This window comes from Alphaproteobacteria bacterium HT1-32 (genome assembly GCA_009649675.1).
In the GTDB taxonomy this organism is placed as follows: Bacteria; Pseudomonadota; Alphaproteobacteria; order Rhodospirillales; family HT1-32; genus HT1-32.
On the sequence record WJPL01000003.1, the window covers coordinates 190,855 to 215,096 of the forward strand.

The window sequence follows — 24,242 nt, forward strand, 5'->3', positions numbered from 1 at the left end:
ATTTCAGGCCCATGCAGAACCAGAGAACCTGTGGTATGGTTTTCACGGTTATATTTATTGTTTTAAATCAGATAGTTATATTCTCCAGATCAGAAACCTTCCCTGATCTCGGTTCAAACGGGTCTGTCAACTATACCTGCGGTACAGCTGGAATGATGGAGTGAACGACAATGTTGTCAGCTGATGAAGGGAAACCCGGCGGTACCCGCCAACAAATTCTGGACGCGGCGGAGGAAGCTGTTCTCGCAAAAGGCTTCGGCGCGACCTCAATCGAGGAACTGATTGCCGCTGTTGGTATTTCGAAAAGCGGTTTCTTCTACCATTTCCGGGACAAGGGAGAACTCGCCAAGGCATTGCTGAACCGTTACATCGAACGGGACGACAAGATCTTCGATGATATATTTTCCCAGGCTGACGACCTTGATGAGGACCCGTTACACAGCTTCCTGATCGCCCTCAAAATACTGTCTGACCTGTTCCGGGACTTGCCCGGCGGTCATCCCGGCTGTCTCGTCGCCTCAATCTGTTATCACGAGCAGCTTTTCGATCAGGGAGTTCAGGCGCTCAACACGACAGCCGTGCTGAAATGGCGTGCCCGCTTTCGGGCAAGACTGGTAAAAATCGCTGCTGTTTACGAACTCTCTGCGGAACACGACCTCGACGATCTGGCAGACATGTTTTCCAGTATCGCTGATGGCGGCATTATACTGGCCAAGGTGACCAGGGAACCGGAGGTTCTGGCACGACAGATGTTGCTCTACCGCAGCTTCATCAGGCTCGTCTTCAGTAAAAAGCGGGAAGCTGCCTGAAAGCGTTATCCCGCCAGTTCGGTTATCTTTTCATACAGGCTGCGGTTTACCTGAATACCCTCGACCGGTGTTTTCTGCCGGTTCTTGTGCCGGCGTTGACCGGGCAGGCGTACCCCGTCCTGTGAGGTCAGTTCCCGGAAGAATCCTTCCGCATGAGTACGCCAGCCATCGGCGTCGCCAAAACGGGCGGGGTCGAAGGCCAGGATCAGTTCACCACCCGGCGGGGGGCCACCATCTGCATTGTCCTGTTGTCCGGCCTCATAGCTGAACAGATCGCCCATAAGGCCGCCGGTCAGCAGTTCGACCATCATCGCAATTCCCGAGCCCTTGTAGCCGCCAAACGGTAATTGTGCGCCTTCCAGAACCTTGTTCGGGTCTGTTGTCGGATTGCCGTCCGCATCAATGCCACAACCCGGCGGCAGTTCCTTTCCATCACGGGCATGGATCATCACATCACCACGGGCCATAGCAGCAGAAGCCTGATCGAAGACCAGAGGAGGGGCCCCGTCGCGGGGAAATCCGAACGCCATCGGGTTGGTGCCGAAAAACGGCTTTGTCCCGCCTGCCGGTGCCACCATTGGACTGGCGGCAGTGAAGGCCATGCCGACAAGACCGGCGTCAGTCAGCATCTCGATCTCCGGCCAGAGCGCCGCAAAATGATAGATGTTACGAAGCGCCAGAGCCGCCATGCCCTGTGTGCGGGCCAGTTCAATGAGCCGGGGCATGCCCGTCTCGATAGCCAGTGGCGCAAACCCGCCTTTACCGTCAACACGCAGAACAGAAGGCGCGATCACGGAAGCCTCAGGCACTGCCTTGCCATCAACCTTTCCATTGCGCAGCGAGGTGACGTAGCCCGGCAAACGGAACAGCCCGTGCGATTCGCAGATATCACCTTCTGCAACCATCATGATTTCGGCAACAGCCTCGGCATTGGCCTGGTCACAGCCATTTGCCAGCAATGCCCGGACAGCCAGCGCCCGGGCATCTGCGAGAGAGATGTTGATGCGTTCCATATAAGGTCTCCTGCGATTTAGGTTCCGCCATGAGACCGTGCAATGAACGTGCACGCAACCCGGCTGCAGAAAACTCTCAGCTCACGTCATCGACAGGAACTGCTGGCCCTGATTTCAGCCTCTGGTTCTATCCCTTGGCTTTGGCTTTTGCCCAGGCATCACGGAGTCCGATTGTCCGGCTGAAAACCGGTCTGCCATCCGCTGTATTCTCTGCATCGCGGACAAAGTAACCCTGACGTTCAAACTGAACCGGGTCTTCGCCGGTAAAGTCGAGCAGGGAAGGCTCCAGCATGGCGCTTTCAATGACCGTCAGTGACTCCGGGTTGATATCATCCAGCCAGTCACCTTCAGCCCCCGGATCGGGACGACTGAACAGATAGTCATAGATGCGCACTTCCGCAGGCACCGCCTGCGGTGCTGAAACCCAGTGCAGAGTTGCTTTTACCTTGCGGCCGTCGGGCGCATCGCCGCCACGGGTTTCCGGATCATAGGTGCAACGCAACTCAATGACATTACCCTCATCATCCGTCACGTAATCCTGGCAGGTAAGGAAATATGCCCAGCGCAGCCGTACTTCACGGCCCGGGCCAAGGCGGAAGAATTTCTTCGGCGGATCAATCATGAAATCTTCGCGCTCGATATAAAGCTCGCGCGAGAAGGGAACCTGACGAACACCGGCGGCTTCATCTTCCGGGTTGTTCACCGCATCCAGATATTCGGTTTCACCTTCCGGATAGTTCTCGATCACCACCTTGATGGGATTCAGCACGGCCATCCGGCGTTCTGCCGACTTGTTCAGCAGATTACGTACGCAGAATTCCAGCATCGCCATCTCGACCGTGCTGTCACCGGTCTTGGTGATCGCAATCCGGCTGATGAAGTCACGGATAGCCGCGGCCGGAAAACCGCGGCGGCGCAGACCTGCAATCGTCGGCATCCGGGGATCATCCCAGCCCGCCACATGACCGCCGGTCACCAGTTCATTCAGCCGGCGCTTCGACAGCACGGTATGGGTCAGGTTGAGGCGTGAAAACTCATACTGCTTCGGTGTCGCCGGCACCGGAAGATGAGCAATGAACCAGTCATAAAGCGGCCGGTGGTCAGAAAATTCGAGTGTGCAGAGAGAGTGGGTCACATGCTCGATGGCGTCGGACTGACCATGCGCAAAGTCATAATTCGGATAGATGCACCATGTATCACCAGTCCGCGGATGTGCTTTCTTCAGGATGCGATAGAGCACCGGGTCCCGCAGATTTATATTCCCCGAAGCCATGTCGATCTTTGCCCGAAGCACGCAGGTGCCCTCAGCAAACTCACCGGCCCGCATACGGCGGAACAGGTCCAGATTTTCTGCGCTGCTGCGCTCACGATAAGGGCTGGCTGTCCCCGGTTCGGTCAGCGTTCCACGGGTTTCACGAATCTGATCAGCAGTCTGATGGTCAATGTAGGCATGGCCGTTTTCAATCAGATGTTCAGCCCAGGCATAAAGCTGCTCAAAATAATCCGAGGCAAAGAACAAGTTGTCGTTCCAGTCAAAACCCAGCCAGCGGACATCGCGCTGAATCGCATCGATATATTCCTGTTCTTCCTTCGCCGGGTTGGTGTCATCAAACCGCAGATTGCACTGGCCGCCAAACTCTTCGGCGACACCAAAATTCAGACAGATCGATTTTGCATGACCGATATGCAGATATCCGTTCGGCTCCGGCGGAAACCGGGTCTGAATGGCCTGAACTTTACCGGAGGCAAGATCACTGCGGATCTGGTCGCGGATAAAATCACGGGCTTCTGCGGCGGTTTCGCTCGTCTTCTCGGTCATGTCGCATCATTCGGGCTGTGGGAGGGCTTTTGAAACACATGTTTTGCGTATCGGGTCCGCACCTGTCCAGCAGGAACCTCTAAGAGCCGCTATTTGCCCGAGGAAAGCTTGACGAATCACGGCTTTGGGTCCATCTAGCATCTATGGCTGATCCCAATCTTCGCCACCCGGAAAAGGCGCACAAACCGGATAGTCCGATCCAGCGGAAACCGTCATGGATTCGTGTAAAGGCGCCGACGTCGCGTGCCTATCAGGAAAGCAAGAAGGTCGTCCGCGACGCGGGTCTGCATACCGTCTGCGAAGAGGCCGCCTGTCCGAATATCGGTGAGTGCTGGGCGGCGAAGCATGTGACCGTCATGATTATGGGCGACACCTGCACCCGCGCCTGCGCCTTCTGCAACGTGAAAACCGGGAAACCCGGCGCGCTCGACCCGATGGAGCCGTACAATCTTGCGATGGCGACGAAGGATCTTGGTCTCAAGCATGTGGTGATCACCTCCGTTGACCGGGATGATCTGGAAGATGGCGGGGCGGCCCATTTCGCGGAATGCATCACGAAAATCCGGGAAGCCACGCCGGAAACCACAATCGAAGTCCTGACACCGGATTTCCTGAACAAGCATGGCGCTTTACCCAAGGTCGTCACGGCACGTCCGGATGTCTACAATCATAATCTGGAAACCGTGCCCCGGCTTTACCATTCGATCCGGCCCGGCGCGCGCTATTTCCACAGTTTGCGTGTTCTTGACGAAGTAAAGCGTCAGGACCCGTCGATCTTCACGAAATCCGGCCTGATGGTCGGCCTCGGAGAAACCCAAGACGAAGTTACCCAGGTGATGGATGATCTGCGCTCTGCCGGTGTCGATTTCCTGACCATTGGCCAGTATCTCCAGCCAACCCGGAAACATGCCCCCATTGACCGGTTTGTGACCCCTGATGAATTTCAGGATTATGCACAGATTGCCCGTGGCAAGGGATTTCTCATGGTTTCTGCCAGCCCGCTGACCCGGTCTTCCTATCATGCGGATAGCGACTTCGCAGAAATGCGGGCCGCCCGCGAGGCGAAGCTGGCCGCAGCCAGCGCCTGACCGGGTATGCCGAGCCACGCTGAAAAGCGCATTCTGCATCACAGGCCGGAACAGTTGTTCGACCTGGTTGCTGATGTTGGTCGCTATCCCGAGTTTCTGCCCTGGTGCATTGCAGCCCGCCGGAAAAGCCAGAGTGGGAATGTCCATCTCTGGGATCTGATCATCGGCTTCAAAATGATCCGCGAGCGTTTCACCTCGAAAGTCACGCTGACGCCGGATGATATGCGGATTGATGTGACCTATCTCGACGGACCGTTCCGCTATCTCAACAATCACTGGATATTCCTCAAGCATGAGGACGGCTGCATGATCGACTTTTATGTCGACTTTGAATTCCGCTCGAAGATGCTGTCAAAAATCATGGGCATGGTGTTCAGCGAAGCCGTACAAATGATGGTACGGGCGTTTGAAAAGCGGGCAGATGCGCTCTATGGCCCCGGCGGCGATACTCTCTCCGAAACCTGAGTCACCCCGTATCAAATCGATGTGAGGCTGCTGTTTCCTTCCGGCTGAAAGTCTAGACTGTCTCAGCCATTAAGGAGGTATCCATGTTGCGCTTCATCTCGATTTTCATTGCACTGACCCTTGCCGTTCCTGCCCTGGCGGACGGCCCCGAGCAACAGAGGGTCACCACCGTTAAACCGTTTCAGCAACTGGTTGAAGACCTCAAGGCATCCGTCAAAACGCACAAGATGCTTGTGGTCACCTCTGCCTGTGCAAGCTGTGGCGCAAAGGGCAGGGGAATCATCATCCCCGGGAACATGGTCATCGGTGTTTACCGCAACGATTTCGCGATTCGCATGCTGGAAGCAGATACGGACGCCGGTATAGAGGCACCCATTCGCTTTTACGTGACCGAAAACCCTGACAAATCGGCCACCCTGTCCTGGCGCAAGCCATCGGATATCTTTGCCCCATACAGTAATGCAGGTCTCACGGCGCTTGCGCTGGAACTGGACGGCATTTTCTCGGTCATTGCTGCCGACGCCGTGAAATAACAACACCAGATCATGAGCGGCACAGAAATCCGGACGACACCGAAACCACAATATCTTATCGCCGGAACGGCTGTTGCTCTGTTGGCCATACTGGCACCACAGGCCGGGTCCGGCGGCTATCTGTCTCCCACATTGATGGTTGTCGGCACAGTCCTCGGTATCGTGCTCTATCATGCTGCATTCGGATTCACGGCGGCCTATCGGCGCTGGTTCCTGCATGGGGATCGCCGTGGCGTACGGGCACAACTGATCATGCTTGCTGCCGTTACCCTGCTGTTTGCCCCCACACTTGGCGCGGGCGAAATTTTCGGGCATGCGGCGAACGGCATCTATGCCCCGGTTGGTCTGCGACTGCTGATCGGTGCCTTCCTGTTTGGCGTCGGGATGCAACTCGGCGGAGGATGCGGCTCGGGCACGCTTTTCACCACCGGTGGAGGCAGCCTCCGGATGCTGGTCACGCTGGTGTTCTTCTGTGCCGGCTCCCTCTGGGCAACACTCGACATGACATTCTGGCAAGGTCTGCCTGCCTGGCGTTCAGTCTCTCTGATCGAGGAATTTGGCTGGATACCGGCGGCAACCGGACAACTCTGTTTCATCAGTCTGTTATACTGGTGGCTGCGGCGACGGCCGGGAGAACCCGTCTCCCGGCCGGAAGACGGGAAACATCTGTCGCGTATCCTGCTCTCCGGACCCTGGCCGTTAATCGCCGGGGCCTTGCTTCTGGCCGGGCTGAACTGGCTGACACTGGCGCTCGCCGGTCATCCATGGACCGTAACCTGGGGTTTCGCGATCTGGGGCGCAAAAAGCGCCGCTTTGCTGGGCTGGGATCCATCGACTTCGGTCTTCTGGTCAGGTGAGTACACCCGGCGCCTGCTGGAGCAGGGCATCCTGACAGATCACGCATCAATCATGGATATCGGTATTCTGATTGGCGCGATGATGGCAGCAGCTCTGGCCGGGCAATTCAGACCAACATTACGCATTCCGCCCCGGTCGCTGGCCGCTGCTGTCATTGGCGGCCTGATGCTGGGTTATGGCGCACGGGTTGGGTTTGGTTGCAATATCGGGGCGTTCTTTTCCGGGGTTGCCTCGATGAGCCTGCATGGCTGGGTCTGGATTCTCGCCGCGCTCGCCGGCTGCTTTGTCGGTATCCGGTTACGACCCTGGTTCGGCCTCGCCAACTGAACAGGAGCAGATATCAGATGATATCACGCAGCATGACGAACGCCGTCATGACCGTGGCATGACGTACATCGGTTCTGTCGCCGGGAAACACTTCCCGGCGGGTCCGGACAACGCTGTTCAGCCGTTTCGCGACGGCCAGATAAACCAGCCCCACCGGTTTCTCCTCTGATCCGCCACCCGGGCCGGCAATACCGGTAACGGCGACAGAGACATCAGCCAGAGAATTCATCAGCGCGCCATAGGCCATTGCCCGGGCGACCGGCTCACTGACAGCCCCATGTTCGGCCAGCATCTCCGTCGGCACGCCCAGCATTTCGGCCTTGGCTTCATTCGAATAAGTGACGAATCCGCGATCGACCACATCTGATGAGCCGGCAACCGCGGTGAGGGCTCCGGCAATCAGTCCGCCTGTGCAGCTTTCCGCGGTCACAAGCCGGAATTTCTGCTCTCGGGCAAGGGTCAGGATCGACTCGGCTTCGAAAATAACGTCAGAATTCAGCATGCCTACACCACATATTCAGCAAAAACCCAGGTTGCCCCGGCAGAATAAATCGCCGCGAGGACATCATCCAGCATCACCCCCTGCGCCCCTTTGACAGTCCTGTCCGCCCAGCCCGCTGGCCAGGGCTTGAAGATATCGACGATCCTGAAAGCAACGAATCCGAAAGCGTAAATCACCAGATCGGGAGGGACCATAATCAGGGTCATCCACATACCGGCAACCTCATCAATAACCACCGGCCCGGGGTCGGGGTCGTCTGTTGTCCGCAGAAACACACGTGTTGCCCAGACACCGACCAGATAGACAATCACGGTAGCAGCGGCCAGCGACCACATTCCGCCGCCCGAAACAATGACCCAGGCAAAGGGCAAGGCGGCCAGCGATCCCCAGGTCCCCGGCGCTTTTGGCAACAGGCCGGATCCAAACCAGGTCGCGAGTGCACGACCCACTATATTCTCAACGGACACTGACAACCGCCTTTCTTGGTTAAAAAGTACTTATCGACACTTGAATTGATAATGCCGACCAACTACGGTCATGCCCACAATATTCGGGGTTGCAGACAAGGCGTCGGGGGATGCCCCTGCAAAACACAGGCAGGTACCTGTTCAGACCTGCAAATAATTTATTTCGCGCCACTATTTGGCCGTGATTAGGAACTACGTAGCCGGCGACGCAACGCGGGTTGCATGGGGAGGGTCCTGAGAAGATGAGCGGTTTCGATCCTGAAACCTTTGACGGCGGTTCAGAAGAACGCACGATGATGATGCGGCTTTTTCCCGAGAGGGAAATCATCCTGCGCACCGAGACCCGGGTCCGTTATCTGAAGGTTCGGCCCTGGTTCCAGAAAACCGTGGTCCTGTTTTTGATCGGTCTTGTATCCTGGGCCGGCTTTTCCAGTTTTCAGTATTACCGGCATGACCGGATTGTCCTCGCCAAGGAAGATGAGATTGCCCGTGGCAATCAGGCATACCGGGCCCTGCTGGATGAGATCGCCAATTCCCAGCGCGAAATCGCCCGTATTTCGCGGGAGCTCGATCAGAATGACAAGCGCGCACAGCAACAGCTTGCTTCCACCCGCACACAGGCTGAACAGCTTGAAAAACAGAATATCTCGCTGAAGGAAAAACTGGGCAGCGTGAAGATAGAACTGGGCCGCACCGAGCGGGAGCGCAGCCAGGTTCTTAACCAGCGCGAACAGCTCAACTCTCAGCTTTCTGCCCTCGAACAACGGCTGAACGGAATCTCCAACCAGAAATTCAGCCTCGAAGACAATCTGAATTCGGTCGAGAGTGAACTGCGCCGCGTGACCAGTGAACGTAACGTCGCACGGCTGGAACTTGACCGCATGCAGGGACAGGTCAAGAACCTGCAGACCCGCCTTGGCGAGATACATACCTCCCAGCTCGCAATGATGACCGAGTTCAGCGAACGCAGTTCCGAGAAGATCGACAAGCTGGAAAACCTTCTGGCCATGACCGGTGTCAATGTCGAGAGCATGATCAGCCGGACCGATGTTCCCCTCGGGCAGGGCGGGCCTCTGGTTGAAATAGATCTTGAGAAGGCGGATGAGAAACAGGTCTTGCAGGCATCTGTTCAGGCATTCGAATACCAGATGAACCGCTGGGACGCCCTGAATGTTGTGTTGAGCCAGCTTCCAATGGCACTGCCTGTCAAAAATGGCCGGCTGAGCAGCACCTACGGCAAACGGAAAGACCCGGTCACCGGCCGCTGGGCCATGCATGGCGGGATTGATTACGCCGCTTATTTCAAGACGCCGATTTACAGTACAGCCGCGGGCAAGGTAAGCTATGCAGGCTGGAAGTCCTCCTTCGGAAAAGTGGTTGAAATCGACCACGGTTTCGGGATCACAACCCGCTATGCGCATATGCATAAGCCTTTGGTGGAAACCGGTGAAACTGTTGCATTTGGACAGGCAATTGGACAAATGGGCAGTACAGGACGCAGTACCGGCACGCATCTGCACTATGAAGTTCTTCTGGATGGCGTACCGCAGGACCCCATGAGATTCATCGAAGCAGGACGATATGTTTTCAAAGAACAGTAAAGAGAATAGTAGCTCGCAGGTTGTTCCGGCCTCACGCTCCTCGGTACCGTCGATTATCTCGGTTGATCTCACGGTTCAGGGAAATCTGATCAGCGAAGGGGAAATCCAGCTGGATGGATCGGTGACCGGGGATGTCACGGCCCATGCACTGACCATCGGTCAGAATGGTACTGTGAATGGTGAAATCGATGCGGAAACGATCCGTGTTCATGGCACCGTGAATGGCCAGATCCGGGCCAAGTCGGTTTTTCTGGCGAAATCGGCGCGGGTTCGCGGGGATGTTGTTCACGAATCCCTCGCCATTGAACCGGGAGCCCTGCTGGAAGGTCACTGCAAGCGCATGACAACCCTGCCGGATGCCGTGAACGCCTCGAAAACCAAGACAAACGGTTCAAAGCCGGAAGACGGGAAGATCAATCTGATTGTCTCGGACAGCGATAAAAAACCGGAAGCCGTAACGGCCTGACCAGCCGTTTAACCGGCTGCGTCGAAAGCCCGCCGGAACATCTCCGCATCGACATTGCCACCGGATGCAACAACCACGGTGGTTCGTCCCCGTGTTTCCAGCCGTCCTGCAAGGGCTGCGGCGAGAGCAACAGCACCGCCCGGCTCAATGACCAGTTTCAGACGGTCAAAAGCATGGCGCATAGCCATAAAGACTTCCTCGTCACTGACTACCAGTCCACCACTCAGCCGGCGTGAATTGACCGCAAATGTCAGTTCTCCCGGTCGTTCTGAAAGCAAGGCATCACAAACGGACCGTGCTGCCGGATCATTTCCAAGACGATGCCCTGCGACCAGAGATCGCGCCGTATCATCAAACCCGTCGGGCTCTGCACTGTAAATCGCAAGCCCCGGAATCGCGTCCTGTAGCGCCGTTGCACATCCGGCAGTGAGACCGCCGCCGCCACAACAGATGATGACCTGATCCAGTTCGGCCTGCTGTTCCCTGCATTGTTCAGCAATCTCATATCCGATGGTTCCCTGACCGGCGATTACGCCCGCATCATCGAATGGCCTCACCAATGTCCCTCCGGTACGCTTCAGCACATCAGCGGCGACGGCTTCCCGGTCTTCGCTATAGCGGTCATAGGTAATAACCTCCGCACCATAGGCACGGGTATTTGCCAGCTTCATTTCCGGGGCATCGGCAGGCATGACAATACAGGCCGGAATGCCGGAAAGCTGAGCCGCATGAGCGACCCCTTGCGCATGATTACCCGATGAAAAAGCAACGACCCCGCGGCCACGCTCATCCTCCGCTATCTGTGCTATACGGTTATAGGCCCCCCGGAACTTGAATGAGCCGGTGCGTTGTAACGGCTCAGCCTTCACCAGCAGGCGGCCACCTACGAGATCATTGAGGAACGACGATTCAAGCAGCGGCGTCAGGACCGCAACCCCGGCAAGCCGTTCCCGGGCTTTTCGGATGTCAGCCGGTGTCGGTGCCCGATCCGGAAACTCTGGAGGCCGTTGCCCTGCATTATTGGCAACCGGTGGACGGGATGGCGCGGCAGCACTCATTTTCAGGCACCAAGAATGGACGGAAGAGCAGTGAGATCAGTCAGTTCATTTTCCGGCCCATCCGGGAGGCGCTCCCGCTTCTGGCCGAACCGGTTGATCCAGTTCACACGAAAGCCAAAGGTTGCCGAACCGGCTGCGTCCCAGGCATTCGATGACATGAACGCTACCTTTGACGGGGCACTGATCCCGAGGTCATCCATTGCCAGCTGATAAACACTGGGATGCGGTTTATAGATTCCGAGATTGTCGACAGAGAGAACGCCGTCCAGCAGATCTGACAAACCGGCATTTCTGACAGCAGCATTCAGCATATCCGGCGACCCGTTTGACAGAACAGCGGTTTTCAATCCCGCCTCTTTCAGACGTCGCAACACATCCGGCACTTCCGGATAGGCATCCAGCTCCAGATACAGCTGCATCAGCCGCTCCCGCAGGGCAGGATTGTCTATTCCCACGGTCTCCAGAGCAAAATCGAGACCATCTCCGGTTATCTGCCAGAAATCCACATACCGTCCCATCAGGCTCCGCAGCCAGGTATATTCCAGCTGCTTTGTCCGCCATATCTGGGCCACCTGATCCGCCTTGCCGCCCAGGTCGTCACGACATCTCGCAGCAGCAGCCGTCACATCAAACAGGGTTCCGTACGCGTCAAATACACAGGCTTCCATATCCTGCATCTGTGTTGGCTGGGGCATATTCAATCCTGTTTCAATTACGGGTCAGACAAAATGATTACTGGCAGGCTGTGCAGGCACGCTGCAAATCGTCAGGCAGGGATGCCGTAAGATCGGCACCATCGAGCAGATGGCGGTACACCTGCAAATTCTCCATGACCCGCTGAACATAGTTGCGGGTTTCCGTGAAAGGAATCGATTCAACCCAGTCAATGGGATCTGTCGAGGGGTCACGCGGATCCCCGAACTCCCTGATCCAGCGTGAGACGCGATGCGGACCGGCATTGTATCCGGCGATCGCCATGATGTAGGAGCCGTCGAAATTTTCAATCAGACCGCCGAGATAAGACCGCCCCAGACGTATGTTGTAAGCAACATCATCCGTCAGTTTGCTGCGCTCGTATTTCAGCTTCAGAGAACCTGAAACCTGTTTGGCGGTCGCTGGCATCAGTTGCATCAGCCCGCGGGCCCCGGCAGGACTGATAGCATCCGCATCAAACACACTTTCCTGACGGATGATAGCGTAGGTCAGAGCAGGTTCCACAGCCGCGTCATCCTTACCGAAAGCAATCTGGGGATAGCCGGCAACAGGCAGTATCTGACCATCCAGCATGGCCTTCTTGGCCAGCCGGACCCCAAGATCGGGATGCCCGAGCCCCGTCGCAAGTGAGGCGGTCAGTGTCCGGTGAGTCATATTCTCATTCATTTCGAACAGCCTGTCGACGAGGCTGCGGAGCGGCCAGCGGTCTTTCAGCCGAGCCGCATAACGTATCGCACGAACCAGTTCGTGACTGGCAAAGGCGGCCCGCTCGGCCGGCTCGATGGTCACAGCCCCCGGCGGGGTGAGGGGGCCGACAGACGCCCCCAGTCTGGCAGCAGCCAGTTGCCCGTAATAGGTCATCGGCAATGCCGCCGCGAGTTTGTACCAGTTGCCTGCCGCAAGCTCGTCCTTCATCGCCTCAGCGGCACGACCGCTCCAGTAAGCCCCACGGGCAACACTGATCGGATAGCTGACATTGGCATATAATTCTTCAAAATGTTTGCGGGCCAGAGCCGGGTCATCCAGAAACCGCAGCGCAATCCAGCCGGACAGCCAGAGGGATTCAGCCCGGTCCGCGCCGGAGATATCGCCGCTTCCGGAGGCCAGTTTGTAAGCATCCGTGATATGCCCCTGGCGCAGCAGATAACGGGCGATATAGCTTCGTTCATCCCACCAGCGGCCGGGACCACCGACATCCGGCGTTTTCTTTGACAGCAGCAGCTCTGTCGAGCCTTCCAGATTGCCGGCACGCCGCCGCCAGCGAACCCGTTCGAAGATCAGACCGGGGTCATCAGACAACGCTGCCGGCACCCGGTCGATTGCAGCATCAACACCGGCAAGACGCTGCCGAAGCCGGATTCGTGCATCCGCCAGTTTCCTGTAGTCATCCGAAATGAGAGGAAACATGCGCCGGGCTGAGTTCTGATGGCCATCCCACAACAGCCTGTCCAGTCGGGCAAGGTGGTCAGCTGATGTCAGGGTTCCGCCGGAGAGCTTTCTGAAAGCCGTTTCAGAGCGTGCATCGAACGTCATTTCGACCCAGGTTCTTCGCGCGTAATCTGCGGCCCGGGTGTTATCCCCACCTGTCATGAGAGCCGAGAGATACAGAACGGCACCATCATCCGTGAGCGGCTCACCGAGTGAAAAAAAGTCCAGAATCACCGCTGCTGGCATCGTTGAGACAAGCTTTCGCTCGGCATTGAGCCGCAACCGGCCGCGAGATGGCCAGTCGGGATTCCGGTTCATGAACCCGGTGATTTCCTCAAAGCTGCCCAGAGAATTGCGATAGGCAATCCAGTCAACCAGTTGCCGGGCAACATCATCCGCAGCATTGGCAACGGCTGCCCTTGCCGCATCGGGATCACGTTTTTCAATGGCTTTCTCGGCATTCAGCAATGCCGCAACGGTTTCATCAAAGGAGGCAGCGGCCGCCCCCGGACGGCCTGAAGCCAGAGAAAGGAAAATCAGTGAGGTAAGAAAAACGGCCCTGTATGTCATGAGCCTATCCTATTGGGTCGCGAATCCCACAACAAGAGGCGCTGCGATCAACTTAGAGCGAGCCTTGCCCGACATTCCCTTGATCGCTATGTTCGGCGCCCGAATACATCATCCGCCATGCTGAAGGAAACTGGCCATGTTTATAGGATCTTGCGTTGCCCTGATCACACCGTTCACTAACGGCACCGTGGATGAAAAAGCATTCCAGAAATTCGTGCAGTGGCAGATTGATGAAGGCACGGAAGGCGTTGTACCTGTCGGAACGACCGGGGAATCCCCGACGCTGAGCCACGAAGAGCATATGCGAGTCGTGGAACTCTGCATCGAAGTCGCTGCAGGCAAAATCCCTGTCATTGCCGGAGCTGGCTCAAATTCGACCAGTGAAGCAATCATGCTGACCCAGCATGCCGAACAGGCAGGGGCCGACGGCGCGCTGGTCGTCACGCCTTACTACAACAAGCCAAGTCAGGAAGGCCTGTACCAGCATTTCAAGTCAATCCATGATGCCACCAACATTCCGATCGTCATTTACAATATTCCCGGTCGCAGCATCGTCGACATGACCGTCGAGACCATGGCCCGTCTGGCGAAACTGCCCCGGATTGTCGGCCTGAAGGATGCAACGGCTGATCTCAGCCGCCCCCAGCTCACCACACAGGCCTGTGGGACAGACTTCTGCCAGCTCAGTGGCGAAGATGCCTCTGCATTACCATATCTTGCTGCAGGCGGGCATGGCTGCATTTCGGTCAGTGCCAATGTTGCCCCCGGTCTGCTGGCGAAAATGCATCGCGCCTGGCGTGACCGTGATATCAACACCGCACTGGAAATCCAGCGCCGGCTGACGCCACTGCACAAGGCTATGTTCTGCGAACCAAGCCCGGCACCGGCGAAATATGCTGCTGAACTTCTGGGGCTTGCCGGCAGCGAGGTGCGTCAGCCGATTCTTGAACTGACCGACGCCGGAAAGAAGCAGGTTCATGATGCAATGGTCTTTGCCGGACTGCTGAACTGATTGTCGGGTTGAAAGCGGAAACAAATGAGTCTTCCTGACCGCATAGCGGCACAAAATCGCAAGGCCCGTCACGATTTCTTCATTCTGGAGACAATCGAGGCAGGGATTATGCTGACCGGTACCGAAGTGAAATCACTTCGGTCCGGACGTGCCAGCATTCAGGAATCCTACGCAAGCGAAAAAGACGGGGACTTCTGGCTCGTCAATGCACATATCCCGCATTACGAACATGCCGGGCCGGCCTTTGCTCACGAACTCCGCCGTCCGCGCAAGCTGTTGCTCCACCGCAAGGAAATCTCCCGGCTTGTCGGGGCGATCAACCGCAAGGGCCATACGCTTGTTCCCCTGAACATCCACTTCAATTCCCGTGGGCTGGCAAAGGTCACTCTGGGCCTTGCCAAGGGCAAACAGGCCCATGACAAGCGCCAGACCATCAAGGAACGGGACTGGGAGCGCAACAAGGCCCGGGTGCTCCGCGATAACGGCTGACGAACTTTGTTTCGGTCTTCGCCTGGTACTCGCCCGGGCTGACCTTACATGCGGCAGGCAAGCCGGACAGCAGAGAGACAGATGGTCAATCACATCGAAACCAAGCGGCGCCTCGCAGCAGAACGTAAAAGCTTCCGCTCATCTGGTAGTCCGGACGCAAGGCGGCCGGCTGGACAACATGTGACCCGTGACTTTCCGGTTCTGGACCTTGGCACCCAGCCTGCTGTCACCCCGTCCGACTGGGAGCTCAGAATTGGCGGGGCAATCGGGCAGCCACTGACGGTAAACTGGTCTGACCTCGACCGCTTCCCGGCAGTTCATTTGAAATCTGATATTCACTGTGTAACTGGCTGGACAAAATACAATAATCTGTGGCGGGGCATTCGGCCCAAATGGTTCATTCAGGAAGTTCAGCCGAATGCTGATGTCAGTCATGTCATGGCTCGCGGCTATGACGGATACTCTACCGTCATTCCGATCAGGGCATTCACCGACGATCAGTCACTTATTGCAACCCACTGGAATGACGAGCCGCTGAATCGCGAACATGGCGGGCCGGTCCGACTTGTGATTCCACGGTTATATTTCTGGAAAAGCCTCAAATGGCTTCACAGCCTGACATTCATCACCAGATATCAGCATGGATACTGGGAGGCACAGGGCTATCATCCGGAAGGCGATCCGTGGAAGGAACAACGATATGAATAAGTTCACCATACAGCCCTTGCTGGCGATGTCCGGCCTTCTGCTGACAGCTATGTTGTCGTTTGCCGGTTCAGCCTCATCTGCCGGGAATGCCCATGACTTCAGCTTTACCGCGATTGAGGGTGGCACGCTGCCGCTCTCCCGTTTTCAGGGCAAACTGGTGATGGTGGTGAATACCGCGTCGCAATGCGGTTTCACGCCGCAGTATGAGGGGCTTCAGACGCTCTATGAGAAGTACCAGTCGAAAGGCTTTGTCGTACTGGGTGTTCCCTCGAACGACTTTGGCGGACAGGAGCCCGGCACTGCGGCTGAAATAAAGGAATTCTGTGAAACCAGCTTCGCTGTCGATTTTCCCATGGCCGATAAAACGGCTGTACGCGGGGAGGCGGCCCATCCTTTCTATCGCTGGGCACGGGATGAATATGGCGCTCTGGCCGCGCCCCGCTGGAACTTCCACAAATATCTGGTCAATGGTGACGGAGAACTGGTCGACTGGTTCTCGACGGCCACTGAACCCGGTTCATCCCGGATCGCCCGACGCATTGAAGAAATCCTCGCAACACAGAAATAACGGAGAATGACTTGTCCGCATATGATTACAGCTTTGAGAAAATAACCGGCGGTTCTTTGCCGCTTGATCAGTTCCGCGGCAAGGCCCTTCTGGTCGTCAATACAGCATCTAAATGCGGCTATACCCCGCAATATGCCGGGATGCAGGAACTCTATGACGCCTATACCAAACGCGGACTTGTCATCATCGGTGTGCCCTCAAACGATTTTGGCGGTCAGGAACCCGGAACCAATGAGGAAATTTACGCATTCTGTCATACGCATTACGCCGTCGACTTTCCGATGACTGCCAAAGTTCCGGTTAAGGGGCCGGACGCACATCCGTTTTACAAGTGGGCTGTCGAACAACTGGGCACTGATGCAACACCAGCCTGGAATTTCCACAAGATCCTGATTGATCCGCAGGGCAACGCCGTTGACTGGTATCCGGCCGGCACCGCCCCTGTTTCCGAAGCGATCATCAACCGGCTGGAAGAGCTGCTCCCCGCAGCCTGACATCAATTGTCGATGAACTGCCGGACTGCGTGGAAAACGGTTTCGAACATTTCTGTCGTCAGCCGGCCCGTGTTCGTGTTGTAGCGTGAGCAATGATAGCTGTCGAAAAGGGTCAGCCCGCTCTCCAGCTTGTAGCTGGCGCCATGCACAAATTTGAATGCTGAGCGTTTGAGACCGAGGGTCGACAGCACATTCGCATGTGAGACAGATCCCAGTGACACAATCGCCCGCAGGCCAGTCATTGCGGCAATTTCATCGCTCAGAAACGGACGGCAGGCCTGCTGTTCCGCACCAATCGGCTTGTTCTGTGGCGGCACACAGCGAACCGCATTGGTGATCCGGCAATCCGTCAGTTCGAGTCCGTCATTCGGATCTGCGGCAAATGTCCCTCTGGCAAAGCCAAACTTGACCAGAGTCGGATACAGCAGATCACCCGCCCAGTCACCGGTAAAGGGGCGGGCGGTACGGTTCGCACCGCGCAGCCCCGGCGCGAGACCAACAATCAGCAGCGGCGCACCAAGCGGGCCGAAGGCTGGCACCGGGCCATTATGCCAGTCCGGAAAGGCCGCCCGGTTCTGTGTTCTGAACTCAACCAGCCGGGGACAGAGAGGGCAATCCCGCGAAGGTTCGTTAAAGCCCGTGCTCACGAGTCATCTTCATCGTCAAAGTCGTCATCCTCGCCCAGCGGGGCTGCATGTTCGGGGCGGCCGCCGCGTGCAATATGCTCACGCAGGTCTGAAAGTTCGAGAAAGACATCTGCCTGACGGCGAAGTTCGTCGGCAATCATCGGCGGCTGGGTACGGATCGTACTGACAATGGTGACCCGGACGCCGCGACGCTGCACGGCCTCAACAAGGCTGCGGAAATCACCGTCTCCAGAAAAGATCATGACATGATCGAGGTGAGGGGAGAGTTCCATGACATCGATTGCCAGTTCGATATCCATGTTCCCCTTGATTTTCCGGCGCCCCGTGGCGTCAGTGAACTCTTTCGCCGGTTTGGTAACCATCGTGTAGCCGTTGTAATCCAGCCAGTCGACCAGCGGGCGGATCGGCGAATATTCCTGATCTTCGAACAGCGCGGTATAATAAAGCGCCCGCACCAGACGTCCCTTGCTGCCAATCAGATCAAGCAGCTTTTTGTAATCGATATCAAAACCAAGTGTTTTGGCAGCGGAATAAAGATTCGCACCGTCCACAAACATGGCAATTCGTTCTTCCGGGTAAAATATACGGCCCATGACTTAATGTCCTTTTGTCTGAATTATATGCTTTGGTTTATGATGGTCGGTAAACGCATGAAGTAAGCAGAAGGTTCCTAGACCTGCCTGTCGTTTGCCGCAAGCGCCCTGGAGTTGAATGACAGAACATATATACATCGCGCTCGGTTCAAACCTGTCTGCGCCCGGATTCAATACACCCGCGGAAACGCTCGAAGCAGCCATCAGTGCCCTGATGGCTGCCAGCCTGCCCATTATCAGGCGGTCCGACATCTGGCTGACAGAACCAGTCCCGGTATCTGACCAGCCGTGGTTTGCAAATGCAGTGATTGAGACGGCCAGTGAGGATGAACCGGGCATCCTGATGCAGAGGCTGCATCGTCTGGAGGCTGATTTTGAAAGGGTCCGGAGCACGCCGAACGCCGCCCGGACACTGGACCTCGACCTTATCGACTATGCGGGACGACTGTCGCAAACCGGTGATAACGGGCCAAATCTTCCCCATCCACGACTACAGGACCGGGCATTTGTGCTGTTGCCGCTACAGGAAATTGCCCCGGACTGGGTCCACCCTCTCAGCGGAAAGGCGATCAGTGATTTGATCGCTGCTCTGGATTCTTCGCAGAAAGCCATACGAATATAACCAGACCCCTTGCGTTTTCAGCATCCCGGGTTATATCTCTCGCCCACCTGAATTCTGGAGCGAATACGCAATGGCGCGCGTCACTGTTGAAGATTGCATTGTCAAGATCCCGAACCGTTTCGACCTCGTGATGGTCGCATCCCAGCGTGCGCGCGATATTTCCGGCGGCATGCCGCTTACCATTGACCGGGACAACGACAAGAATCCAGTCGTATCGCTGCGGGAAATCGCTGACGAAACAGTTGATCTTGACGAACTGCGCGATGCCATCGTCAAGGGCCTGCAGAAGCACGTCGAGATTGATGAGCCCGAAGATGATGATCCGGAGCCGACAGGTCCGGAAGCAGGCATGAATCCGGATCTCGAGCTTGGTGGTTCCACCTTCGATGATGGCGATCCCCTGCGTGCCGCGATCATGGCAGCCAAGGCCCAGGCCAGTGAGCTGTTCGTCGAGGAAAGCAGTGAACCTGCTGTCGAATTCCCCGTAGACGAGGACTGAGCCGGCAACCAAGCCAACGCTTGTCGGACGCCCCATATCAAGAAACAATACTGCTTCTGACAGTGTTGGAAGACAGTTATGATTCGGCAGTTTGAGCTCGTCGAGAAAGTTCGCGCCTATGACCCGAATGCAGATGAAGATCTGCTGAACCGGGCCTATGTCTTCGCGATGAAGGCACATGGCACGCAAACCCGTGCGTCCGGCGACCCGTATTTCTCGCATCCGCTTGAAGTTGCCGGCATTCTGACCGGGTACAAGCTGGATACCGCCTCAATCGTTACGGCACTGCTGCACGATACGATTGAGGACACCCGCGCGACCTTCGAGGAAATCGAAAACCAGTTTGGCCCGGGAATCGCCAAGCTTGTCGATGGCGTGACGAAACTGTCTTTGCTGGAGCTTCAGTCCGACAGCACCAAACAGGCAGAGAATTTCCGCAAGCTGCTGCTGGCGATGTCGGAAGATATCCGGGTGCTGCTGGTCAAGCTGGCTGACCGGCTGCACAACATGCGTACCCTGCATCACATAAAGAAGCCCGAGAAACGAAGCCGTATCGCCCTTGAAACCATGGAAATCTACGCCCCGCTGGCTGAGCGGGTCGGGATGAAGGAGGTCAAGGACGAGCTGGAAGAGATCGCCTTCAGGGAGATCAATCCGGAAGGCTATAACTCGATCAATAAACGCCTCGAATTTTTGCGTAATGAAGCCGGGACGCTGGTTGACACCATTGTCAGCGAAATCCAGACCCTGATGGATAACAGCGGAATCGCCGCCTCAGTCGGTGGCCGCGAGAAAACGCCTTATTCCATCTGGCGCAAGATGCAGCACAAGAATGTCGGCTTTGAACAGCTGGCCGACATCATGGCATTTCGCGTTGTCACCGAAGACACCAACGACTGCTATCGGGCGCTGGGCGCGCTACACCAGAAATACCGCGTCGTTCCGGGCCGGGTGAAAGACTATATCTCCACACCAAAACCGAACGGCTACCGGTCCCTGCATACCGGCATTATCGGCCCGTCCCAGCAACGGGTCGAAATCCAGATCAGAACCCGTGACATGCATCATGTGGCAGAACTGGGCGTTGCAGCACACTGGATCTACAAGCAATCCGTACCGAATACTGAAGGCCGTCAGTATCGCTGGCTGCGCGAGCTTCTGGACATTCTGGAACATGCTGAAAGCCCTGAGGATTTCCTCGAACATACCAAGCTGGAGATGTTTCAGGATCAGGTCTTCTGTTTCACGCCGAAAGGTGACCTCATCACACTGCCGCGCGGATCGACCCCCATCGATTTCGCCTATGCCGTTCATTCGGAAGTCGGCGACACCTGCGTTGGTGCCAAGATCAATGGCCGGATGGCACAGCTGAAAACCGAACTGCACAACGGGGATCAGGTCAAGATCATGACCTCGAAGGCGCAGACACCGTCACCGGTGTGGGAACGTTTTGTCGTGACCGGCAAAGCACGGGCGCGCATCAGGCGGTTTGTCCGCGCCAAGCAGCATTCCGAGTATGTCACCCTGGGTCGCGCCATTCTGGAGCGCGCCTTTGCGCAGGAAGGCCACGAGTTCGAACCGAAAAAGCTGATGCCGGTTCGTAATCATTTTGGCGTCACTGATGTCGATGAACTGATCGCATCAGTAGGTGAGGGGGTGCGCCCTGCGGGAGACGTTCTCACAGCAGTCTTCCCCGGTATCAAGCGCAAGGCCGTTGCCACCCCGCGGCGTAACCCGAACGATCAGGATGTGAACGCCATACCGATCAAGGGGCTGATCGGCGGAATGGCGGTGCATTATTCAAGCTGTTGCCATCCGCTGCCAGGCGACCGGATTGTCGGCATCGTCACCTCGGGCAAAGGGGTCAGTATCCACACCATAGACTGCGACACGCTGGAAAACTTCACCGACAGTCCGGAACGCTGGCTGGATGTCGCCTGGGTCGTCGACAAGGATGCTGCCCAGATGTTCGTCGGCCGGATGAAGGTCACCCTGTCGAATGAACCGGGCAGCCTTGGAGACCTCTCCACTGCAATCGCCCGCAATGAAGGCAACATCATAAATCTGAGGATAACCAACAGGTCATCAGACTTCTTTGAGATGGAAGTTGATGTCGAAGTCCATGATGTGAAACATCTCAGCGCGATTATCGGTAACCTGCGTGCCACGCCGACAATCACTTCCGTCAATCGCATGAAGACCTGACACACGGTTATAACGATATTCGCGATTAAATCGTCTGACTTCACCGCTCATAGTCACTATATCTGCGCCATGCTGTTTCGCGCCCGCCAAAAACCATCACTGTTTCGCCGTGTCGCAAATGTCGTCTGGCCAAGAATTGGCCTGCGCCGCAGCGGCAAATATGTTGCCTATCGCGTCGCACGGTTGCCCGGCACGCCCTACAGCATTGCCGCCGGGTTTGCGACGGGTGCTGCCGTTTCCTTCACGCCGCTGGTGGGCCTGCATTTCCTGCTTGGCGGCGTACTGGCCTATCTGATCCGCGCCAATGTCGTTGCATCCGCCATTGGCACCATTCTCGGCAATCCCTGGACGTTTCCGGCCATATGGCTGTGGATCTACAAGGTCGGGCGCTGGATTGAGAGTTTTGGCAATGCATCACTGGATGCCGCTGCAAATGTTGATTTCTGGGCCGTCCTTGGCGGGCTGGTGCCCGCGCTGGTGGCCATGGATGTCACCTTTTTGAGCGAAGAAGCATGGCCGCTGATCCGGCCCATGTTCATTGGCGCCATACCGACAATGATCTTTGTATGGTTAGCTTTCTATTGGCCGATCAAGACCTTGCTGATTAAATACCAGCAGCGGCGGACGAGACGGAGAGAAGCCCGTGTCGCCGCACAACAGGTTCTTCAGGTGCAGGAGTAGGTAATGAGCAACAAACTCAGGCTGGGCGTCAATATCGATCATGTAGCCACGATCCGTAATGCCCGTGGTGGCATCCACCCGGACCCCGTGCGCGCGGCCATTCAGGCTGCTGCTGCCGGAGCCGATGGTATTACCGCGCATCTTCGTGAAGACCGTCGCCATATTTCTGACGATGATATGTCGCGGCTGATGCGTGATATTGATCTGCCGCTGAATTTTGAAATGGCAGCTACTGACGAAATGCTGGGGATCGCCATTCGTCATCGCCCGCATGCAGCCTGCATCGTGCCGGAAAAACGCGAAGAACGAACCACGGAAGGCGGTCTGGATGCCGCCGGTGGACATGACTATCTCGCTCCCTATGTTGCGAAACTGGGGGCAGCAGGCATACGGGTATCCCTGTTTATCGAACCGGACTGCCGCCAGCTTGACGCCGCCCGCAGCCTCGGGGCACCGGTCGTCGAACTTCATACCGGCGCTTACTGCGAGGCCCGTGGCAGCGAACAGGCGCGGCATCTGGTGCGCATCCGCGATGCCGCAGAATATGCCACAGCCCTCGGGCTGGAATGCCATGCCGGTCACGGCCTTGATTTCGATACGGTCGCACCAATTGCCGCCATTCCGGAGCTGTATGAGCTGAATATCGGCCACTTCCTGATCGGAGAGGCCATTTTCAGCGGCCTCGACAGCTCAATCAAACGGATGCGGGCGCTGATGGATAATGCCCGTGCTGACGCCACCGGATCACGCAGCGCCTGACATGATCCTCGGCATTGGCAATGATATCATCGATATCCGGCGTATCGGTGAAACACTGGAGCGGTTCGGAGACCGGTTCCGTGACCGCATCTACACACCGGTGGAGATTGCAAAGGCCGAAAAACGCCGGCTCTCTGTCGATACATATGCCAAGCGGTTTGCCGCCAAGGAAGCCTGCTCGAAGGCTCTCGGCACCGGCTTCCGCAAAGGTGTCTTCTGGCGGGATATGGGGGTGGTCAACCTGCCCTCCGGCAAACCGACAATGGCACTGACAGGTGGCGCCCTGAAACGCCTTCAGGAAATCACACCCGAGGGAATGGAAGCACAGATTGACCTGACGATCACCGACGACGGCCCGATGGCGCAGGCTATCGTCATCATTTCCGCCAATCCGAAACCCTAGAACAAAGCCCGCAAAGCTTGACATAGGCAGGGTCCGTGGGCTTCATCCGCCTCAATCCTGAAAGCCCGGCGCCCGGCGTCCTCCTACAGAAAAGACGACATCTGATCATGAGTGAAAAATCCGGCGGCATCCTCGATATGCTCAAAACAGTCGTTTACGCTGTATTGATCGCAGTCGGGGTCAGAACCGTTGCCTATGAGCCGTTCAATATTCCTTCCGGCTCAATGCTGCCGACGCTGCTGATCGGTGATTACCTGTTCGTCTCCAAACTGTCCTATGGCTACAGCCGCTATTCCCTGCCGCTGGACCTGCCCCTGTTCCCCGGACGCATTCTGTTCGAAGAACCCGAGCGGGGAGATGTCATCGTCTTCAAGCATCCGACCGCCGACAAAACCTACATCAAACGGCTGATCGGACTGCCCGGAGACAAAATTCAGGTCAGGGGTGGCATCCTGCATATCAACGACGTTCCGGTGAAGCGGCGCAAGATTGAGGATTACGCCCATCATACTGAAAATGGCGGTGTGATTGTCTTCCAGCAATATATGGAAACCCTGCCAAACGGAGTTGAGCATCGTATTCTCGAACAATCCGATACCGGCTTTCTCGACAATACCGGTGTATATGATGTTCCTCCCGGCCATTACTTCATGATGGGCGACAACCGGGACCGGTCATCCGACAGCCGGAATATGTCGGATGTCGGCTTTGTCCCCCAGGTCAATCTGGTCGGGCGCGCTGTCATTCTGTTCTATTCCGTCGATGAAACCACATCACTGCTGAAACCATGGACATGGCCGACCGGCATTCGCTACGGTCGTCTTCTGAACGGGATCGAGTAGGG

General features: G+C 56.7%; 28 protein-coding genes. 19 read left to right on the forward strand and 9 right to left on the reverse strand.

Features of this window, described 5'->3' with window-relative positions; translation table 11 throughout:
* The first annotated feature begins 170 nt into the window (after positions 1-170).
* Positions 171-809 (forward strand): TetR family transcriptional regulator, encoded by a 639-nt coding sequence (locus GH722_16210; protein ID MRG73314.1) that lies wholly within the window; start codon positions 171-173, stop codon positions 807-809.
* Between the two features lie 5 nt (positions 810-814).
* On the opposite strand, the gene GH722_16215 is transcribed toward GH722_16210, so the two are convergent.
* Both GH722_16215 and GH722_16220 read right to left on the reverse strand, forming a co-directional pair.
* Complete coding sequence (locus GH722_16215) at positions 815-1,822, reverse strand: Ldh family oxidoreductase (GenBank protein MRG73315.1); 1,008 nt, start codon at positions 1,820-1,822, stop codon at positions 815-817.
* Positions 1,823-1,949: 127 nt separating this feature from the next.
* On the reverse strand, positions 1,950-3,641 hold the full coding sequence (locus tag GH722_16220) for a glutamine--tRNA ligase/YqeY domain fusion protein (protein MRG73316.1): 1,692 nt from the start codon (positions 3,639-3,641) through the stop codon (positions 1,950-1,952).
* A gap of 143 nt (positions 3,642-3,784) precedes the next feature.
* On the opposite strand from GH722_16220, the gene lipA reads away from it, so the two are divergent.
* From lipA to GH722_16240, 4 genes are all read left to right on the forward strand, one after another.
* Positions 3,785-4,729 (forward strand): lipoyl synthase, encoded by a 945-nt coding sequence (gene lipA / locus GH722_16225; GenBank protein ID MRG73317.1) that lies wholly within the window; start codon positions 3,785-3,787, stop codon positions 4,727-4,729.
* A 6-nt stretch (positions 4,730-4,735) separates the two neighbouring features.
* Complete coding sequence (locus GH722_16230; GenBank protein ID MRG73318.1) at positions 4,736-5,194, forward strand: type II toxin-antitoxin system RatA family toxin; 459 nt, start codon at positions 4,736-4,738, stop codon at positions 5,192-5,194.
* Positions 5,195-5,277: 83 nt separating this feature from the next.
* On the forward strand, positions 5,278-5,727 hold the full coding sequence (locus tag GH722_16235; GenBank protein ID MRG73319.1) for a DUF302 domain-containing protein: 450 nt from the start codon (positions 5,278-5,280) through the stop codon (positions 5,725-5,727).
* 12 nt (positions 5,728-5,739) lie between these two features.
* Positions 5,740-6,912: a YeeE/YedE family protein gene (locus GH722_16240; protein MRG73320.1), complete on the forward strand. Its 1,173-nt coding sequence runs from the start codon at positions 5,740-5,742 to the stop codon at positions 6,910-6,912.
* Between the two features lie 13 nt (positions 6,913-6,925).
* Here the strand turns inward: GH722_16240 and GH722_16245 are convergent, their stop codons facing one another.
* Together GH722_16245 and GH722_16250 are read right to left on the reverse strand one after the other, a co-directional pair.
* Positions 6,926-7,414, reverse strand: coding sequence for a nicotinamide-nucleotide amidohydrolase family protein (locus GH722_16245; GenBank protein MRG73321.1), 489 nt, complete (start codon positions 7,412-7,414; stop codon positions 6,926-6,928).
* Between the two features lie 2 nt (positions 7,415-7,416).
* On the reverse strand, positions 7,417-7,887 hold the full coding sequence (locus GH722_16250; GenBank protein MRG73322.1) for a phosphatidylglycerophosphatase A: 471 nt from the start codon (positions 7,885-7,887) through the stop codon (positions 7,417-7,419).
* Between the two features lie 236 nt (positions 7,888-8,123).
* Between GH722_16250 and GH722_16255 the strand changes: the two genes are divergently transcribed.
* Together GH722_16255 and GH722_16260 are read left to right on the forward strand one after the other, a co-directional pair.
* Positions 8,124-9,482: a peptidoglycan DD-metalloendopeptidase family protein gene (locus GH722_16255; GenBank protein MRG73323.1), complete on the forward strand. Its 1,359-nt coding sequence runs from the start codon at positions 8,124-8,126 to the stop codon at positions 9,480-9,482.
* Positions 9,463-9,948: a polymer-forming cytoskeletal protein gene (locus GH722_16260; GenBank protein MRG73324.1), complete on the forward strand. Its 486-nt coding sequence runs from the start codon at positions 9,463-9,465 to the stop codon at positions 9,946-9,948. Before GH722_16255 ends, GH722_16260 begins: the two co-directional genes overlap by 20 nt.
* 8 nt (positions 9,949-9,956) lie before the next feature.
* On the opposite strand, the gene GH722_16265 is transcribed toward GH722_16260, so the two are convergent.
* Genes GH722_16265 through GH722_16275 form a run of 3 tightly spaced genes read right to left on the reverse strand, consistent with a single transcriptional unit; the run spans position 9,957 to position 13,718 of the window.
* Positions 9,957-11,006 (reverse strand): pyridoxal-phosphate dependent enzyme, encoded by a 1,050-nt coding sequence (locus GH722_16265; protein ID MRG73325.1) that lies wholly within the window; start codon positions 11,004-11,006, stop codon positions 9,957-9,959.
* Positions 11,007-11,008: 2 nt separating this feature from the next.
* A complete protein-coding gene (locus GH722_16270; GenBank protein MRG73326.1) occupies positions 11,009-11,683 on the reverse strand; it encodes a haloacid dehalogenase type II in 675 nt (224 codons plus the stop codon).
* Positions 11,684-11,738: 55 nt separating this feature from the next.
* The gene (locus tag GH722_16275) at positions 11,739-13,718 is read right to left on the reverse strand and encodes a transglycosylase SLT domain-containing protein (protein MRG73327.1); all 1,980 of its coding nucleotides are present in this window, start codon (positions 13,716-13,718) and stop codon (positions 11,739-11,741) included.
* 136 nt (positions 13,719-13,854) lie between these two features.
* Between GH722_16275 and GH722_16280 the strand changes: the two genes are divergently transcribed.
* The 5 genes from GH722_16280 (at position 13,855) to GH722_16300 (ending at position 16,989) form a co-directional block, all read left to right on the forward strand.
* The gene (locus GH722_16280) at positions 13,855-14,730 is read left to right on the forward strand and encodes a 4-hydroxy-tetrahydrodipicolinate synthase (GenBank protein ID MRG73328.1); all 876 of its coding nucleotides are present in this window, start codon (positions 13,855-13,857) and stop codon (positions 14,728-14,730) included.
* A gap of 24 nt (positions 14,731-14,754) precedes the next feature.
* A complete protein-coding gene (gene smpB, locus GH722_16285) occupies positions 14,755-15,219 on the forward strand; it encodes an SsrA-binding protein SmpB (protein ID MRG73329.1) in 465 nt (154 codons plus the stop codon).
* An 81-nt stretch (positions 15,220-15,300) separates the two neighbouring features.
* The gene (locus GH722_16290; protein ID MRG73330.1) at positions 15,301-15,927 is read left to right on the forward strand and encodes a molybdopterin-dependent oxidoreductase; all 627 of its coding nucleotides are present in this window, start codon (positions 15,301-15,303) and stop codon (positions 15,925-15,927) included.
* Entirely contained in the window at positions 15,920-16,495 is a 576-nt protein-coding gene (locus tag GH722_16295; protein MRG73331.1) for a redoxin domain-containing protein, read from the forward strand. Before GH722_16290 ends, GH722_16295 begins: the two co-directional genes overlap by 8 nt.
* Entirely contained in the window at positions 16,492-16,989 is a 498-nt protein-coding gene (locus GH722_16300) for a glutathione peroxidase (protein ID MRG73332.1), read from the forward strand. The genes GH722_16295 and GH722_16300 overlap by 4 nt, the downstream gene beginning before the upstream one ends.
* Before the next feature lie 2 nt (positions 16,990-16,991).
* Here the strand turns inward: GH722_16300 and GH722_16305 are convergent, their stop codons facing one another.
* Positions 16,992-17,636, reverse strand: coding sequence for a uracil-DNA glycosylase (locus GH722_16305; GenBank protein MRG73333.1), 645 nt, complete (start codon positions 17,634-17,636; stop codon positions 16,992-16,994).
* Positions 17,633-18,229, reverse strand: coding sequence for an NYN domain-containing protein (locus GH722_16310; protein ID MRG73334.1), 597 nt, complete (start codon positions 18,227-18,229; stop codon positions 17,633-17,635). Before GH722_16310 ends, GH722_16305 begins: the two co-directional genes overlap by 4 nt.
* A gap of 118 nt (positions 18,230-18,347) precedes the next feature.
* On the opposite strand from GH722_16310, the gene folK reads away from it, so the two are divergent.
* The 7 genes from folK (at position 18,348) to lepB (ending at position 24,240) form a co-directional block, all read left to right on the forward strand.
* Complete coding sequence (gene folK / locus GH722_16315; protein MRG73335.1) at positions 18,348-18,851, forward strand: 2-amino-4-hydroxy-6-hydroxymethyldihydropteridine diphosphokinase; 504 nt, start codon at positions 18,348-18,350, stop codon at positions 18,849-18,851.
* Between the two features lie 70 nt (positions 18,852-18,921).
* The gene (locus GH722_16320; GenBank protein ID MRG73336.1) at positions 18,922-19,350 is read left to right on the forward strand and encodes a DNA-directed RNA polymerase subunit omega; all 429 of its coding nucleotides are present in this window, start codon (positions 18,922-18,924) and stop codon (positions 19,348-19,350) included.
* Between the two features lie 78 nt (positions 19,351-19,428).
* Positions 19,429-21,555 carry a RelA/SpoT family protein gene (locus GH722_16325; GenBank protein ID MRG73337.1) on the forward strand — a complete coding sequence of 709 codons (2,127 nt, stop codon included), beginning with the start codon at positions 19,429-19,431 and terminating at the stop codon, positions 21,553-21,555.
* Positions 21,556-21,624: 69 nt separating this feature from the next.
* On the forward strand, positions 21,625-22,236 hold the full coding sequence (locus tag GH722_16330) for a DUF2062 domain-containing protein (protein MRG73338.1): 612 nt from the start codon (positions 21,625-21,627) through the stop codon (positions 22,234-22,236).
* A gap of 3 nt (positions 22,237-22,239) precedes the next feature.
* The gene (locus GH722_16335) at positions 22,240-22,995 is read left to right on the forward strand and encodes a pyridoxine 5'-phosphate synthase (protein MRG73339.1); all 756 of its coding nucleotides are present in this window, start codon (positions 22,240-22,242) and stop codon (positions 22,993-22,995) included.
* 1 nt (position 22,996) lies between these two features.
* Complete coding sequence (locus GH722_16340; GenBank protein MRG73340.1) at positions 22,997-23,398, forward strand: holo-ACP synthase; 402 nt, start codon at positions 22,997-22,999, stop codon at positions 23,396-23,398.
* A gap of 107 nt (positions 23,399-23,505) precedes the next feature.
* A complete protein-coding gene (gene lepB / locus GH722_16345; protein ID MRG73341.1) occupies positions 23,506-24,240 on the forward strand; it encodes a signal peptidase I in 735 nt (244 codons plus the stop codon).
* Positions 24,241-24,242: the final 2 nt, after the last annotated feature.

Coding starts and splice junctions, on each gene's coding strand:
- GH722_16290 (MRG73330.1), top strand. CDS start 15,301: ATGGTCAATCACATCGAAACCAAGCGGCGCCTCGCAGCAGAACGTAAA.
- GH722_16275 (MRG73327.1), bottom strand. CDS start 13,718: ATGACATACAGGGCCGTTTTTCTTACCTCACTGATTTTCCTTTCTCTG.
- smpB (MRG73329.1), top strand. CDS start 14,755: ATGAGTCTTCCTGACCGCATAGCGGCACAAAATCGCAAGGCCCGTCAC.
- GH722_16230 (MRG73318.1), top strand. CDS start 4,736: ATGCCGAGCCACGCTGAAAAGCGCATTCTGCATCACAGGCCGGAACAG.
- GH722_16320 (MRG73336.1), top strand. CDS start 18,922: ATGGCGCGCGTCACTGTTGAAGATTGCATTGTCAAGATCCCGAACCGT.
- GH722_16235 (MRG73319.1), top strand. CDS start 5,278: ATGTTGCGCTTCATCTCGATTTTCATTGCACTGACCCTTGCCGTTCCT.
- GH722_16260 (MRG73324.1), top strand. CDS start 9,463: ATGTTTTCAAAGAACAGTAAAGAGAATAGTAGCTCGCAGGTTGTTCCG.
- GH722_16245 (MRG73321.1), bottom strand. CDS start 7,414: ATGCTGAATTCTGACGTTATTTTCGAAGCCGAGTCGATCCTGACCCTT.
- lipA (MRG73317.1), top strand. CDS start 3,785: ATGGCTGATCCCAATCTTCGCCACCCGGAAAAGGCGCACAAACCGGAT.
- GH722_16240 (MRG73320.1), top strand. CDS start 5,740: ATGAGCGGCACAGAAATCCGGACGACACCGAAACCACAATATCTTATC.
- GH722_16215 (MRG73315.1), bottom strand. CDS start 1,822: ATGGAACGCATCAACATCTCTCTCGCAGATGCCCGGGCGCTGGCTGTC.
- GH722_16335 (MRG73339.1), top strand. CDS start 22,240: ATGAGCAACAAACTCAGGCTGGGCGTCAATATCGATCATGTAGCCACG.
- GH722_16265 (MRG73325.1), bottom strand. CDS start 11,006: ATGAGTGCTGCCGCGCCATCCCGTCCACCGGTTGCCAATAATGCAGGG.
- lepB (MRG73341.1), top strand. CDS start 23,506: ATGAGTGAAAAATCCGGCGGCATCCTCGATATGCTCAAAACAGTCGTT.
- GH722_16310 (MRG73334.1), bottom strand. CDS start 18,229: ATGGGCCGTATATTTTACCCGGAAGAACGAATTGCCATGTTTGTGGAC.
- GH722_16340 (MRG73340.1), top strand. CDS start 22,997: ATGATCCTCGGCATTGGCAATGATATCATCGATATCCGGCGTATCGGT.
- GH722_16325 (MRG73337.1), top strand. CDS start 19,429: ATGATTCGGCAGTTTGAGCTCGTCGAGAAAGTTCGCGCCTATGACCCG.
- folK (MRG73335.1), top strand. CDS start 18,348: ATGACAGAACATATATACATCGCGCTCGGTTCAAACCTGTCTGCGCCC.
- GH722_16270 (MRG73326.1), bottom strand. CDS start 11,683: ATGCAGGATATGGAAGCCTGTGTATTTGACGCGTACGGAACCCTGTTT.
- GH722_16280 (MRG73328.1), top strand. CDS start 13,855: ATGTTTATAGGATCTTGCGTTGCCCTGATCACACCGTTCACTAACGGC.
- GH722_16330 (MRG73338.1), top strand. CDS start 21,625: ATGCTGTTTCGCGCCCGCCAAAAACCATCACTGTTTCGCCGTGTCGCA.
- GH722_16220 (MRG73316.1), bottom strand. CDS start 3,641: ATGACCGAGAAGACGAGCGAAACCGCCGCAGAAGCCCGTGATTTTATC.
- GH722_16255 (MRG73323.1), top strand. CDS start 8,124: ATGAGCGGTTTCGATCCTGAAACCTTTGACGGCGGTTCAGAAGAACGC.
- GH722_16295 (MRG73331.1), top strand. CDS start 15,920: ATGAATAAGTTCACCATACAGCCCTTGCTGGCGATGTCCGGCCTTCTG.
- GH722_16210 (MRG73314.1), top strand. CDS start 171: ATGTTGTCAGCTGATGAAGGGAAACCCGGCGGTACCCGCCAACAAATT.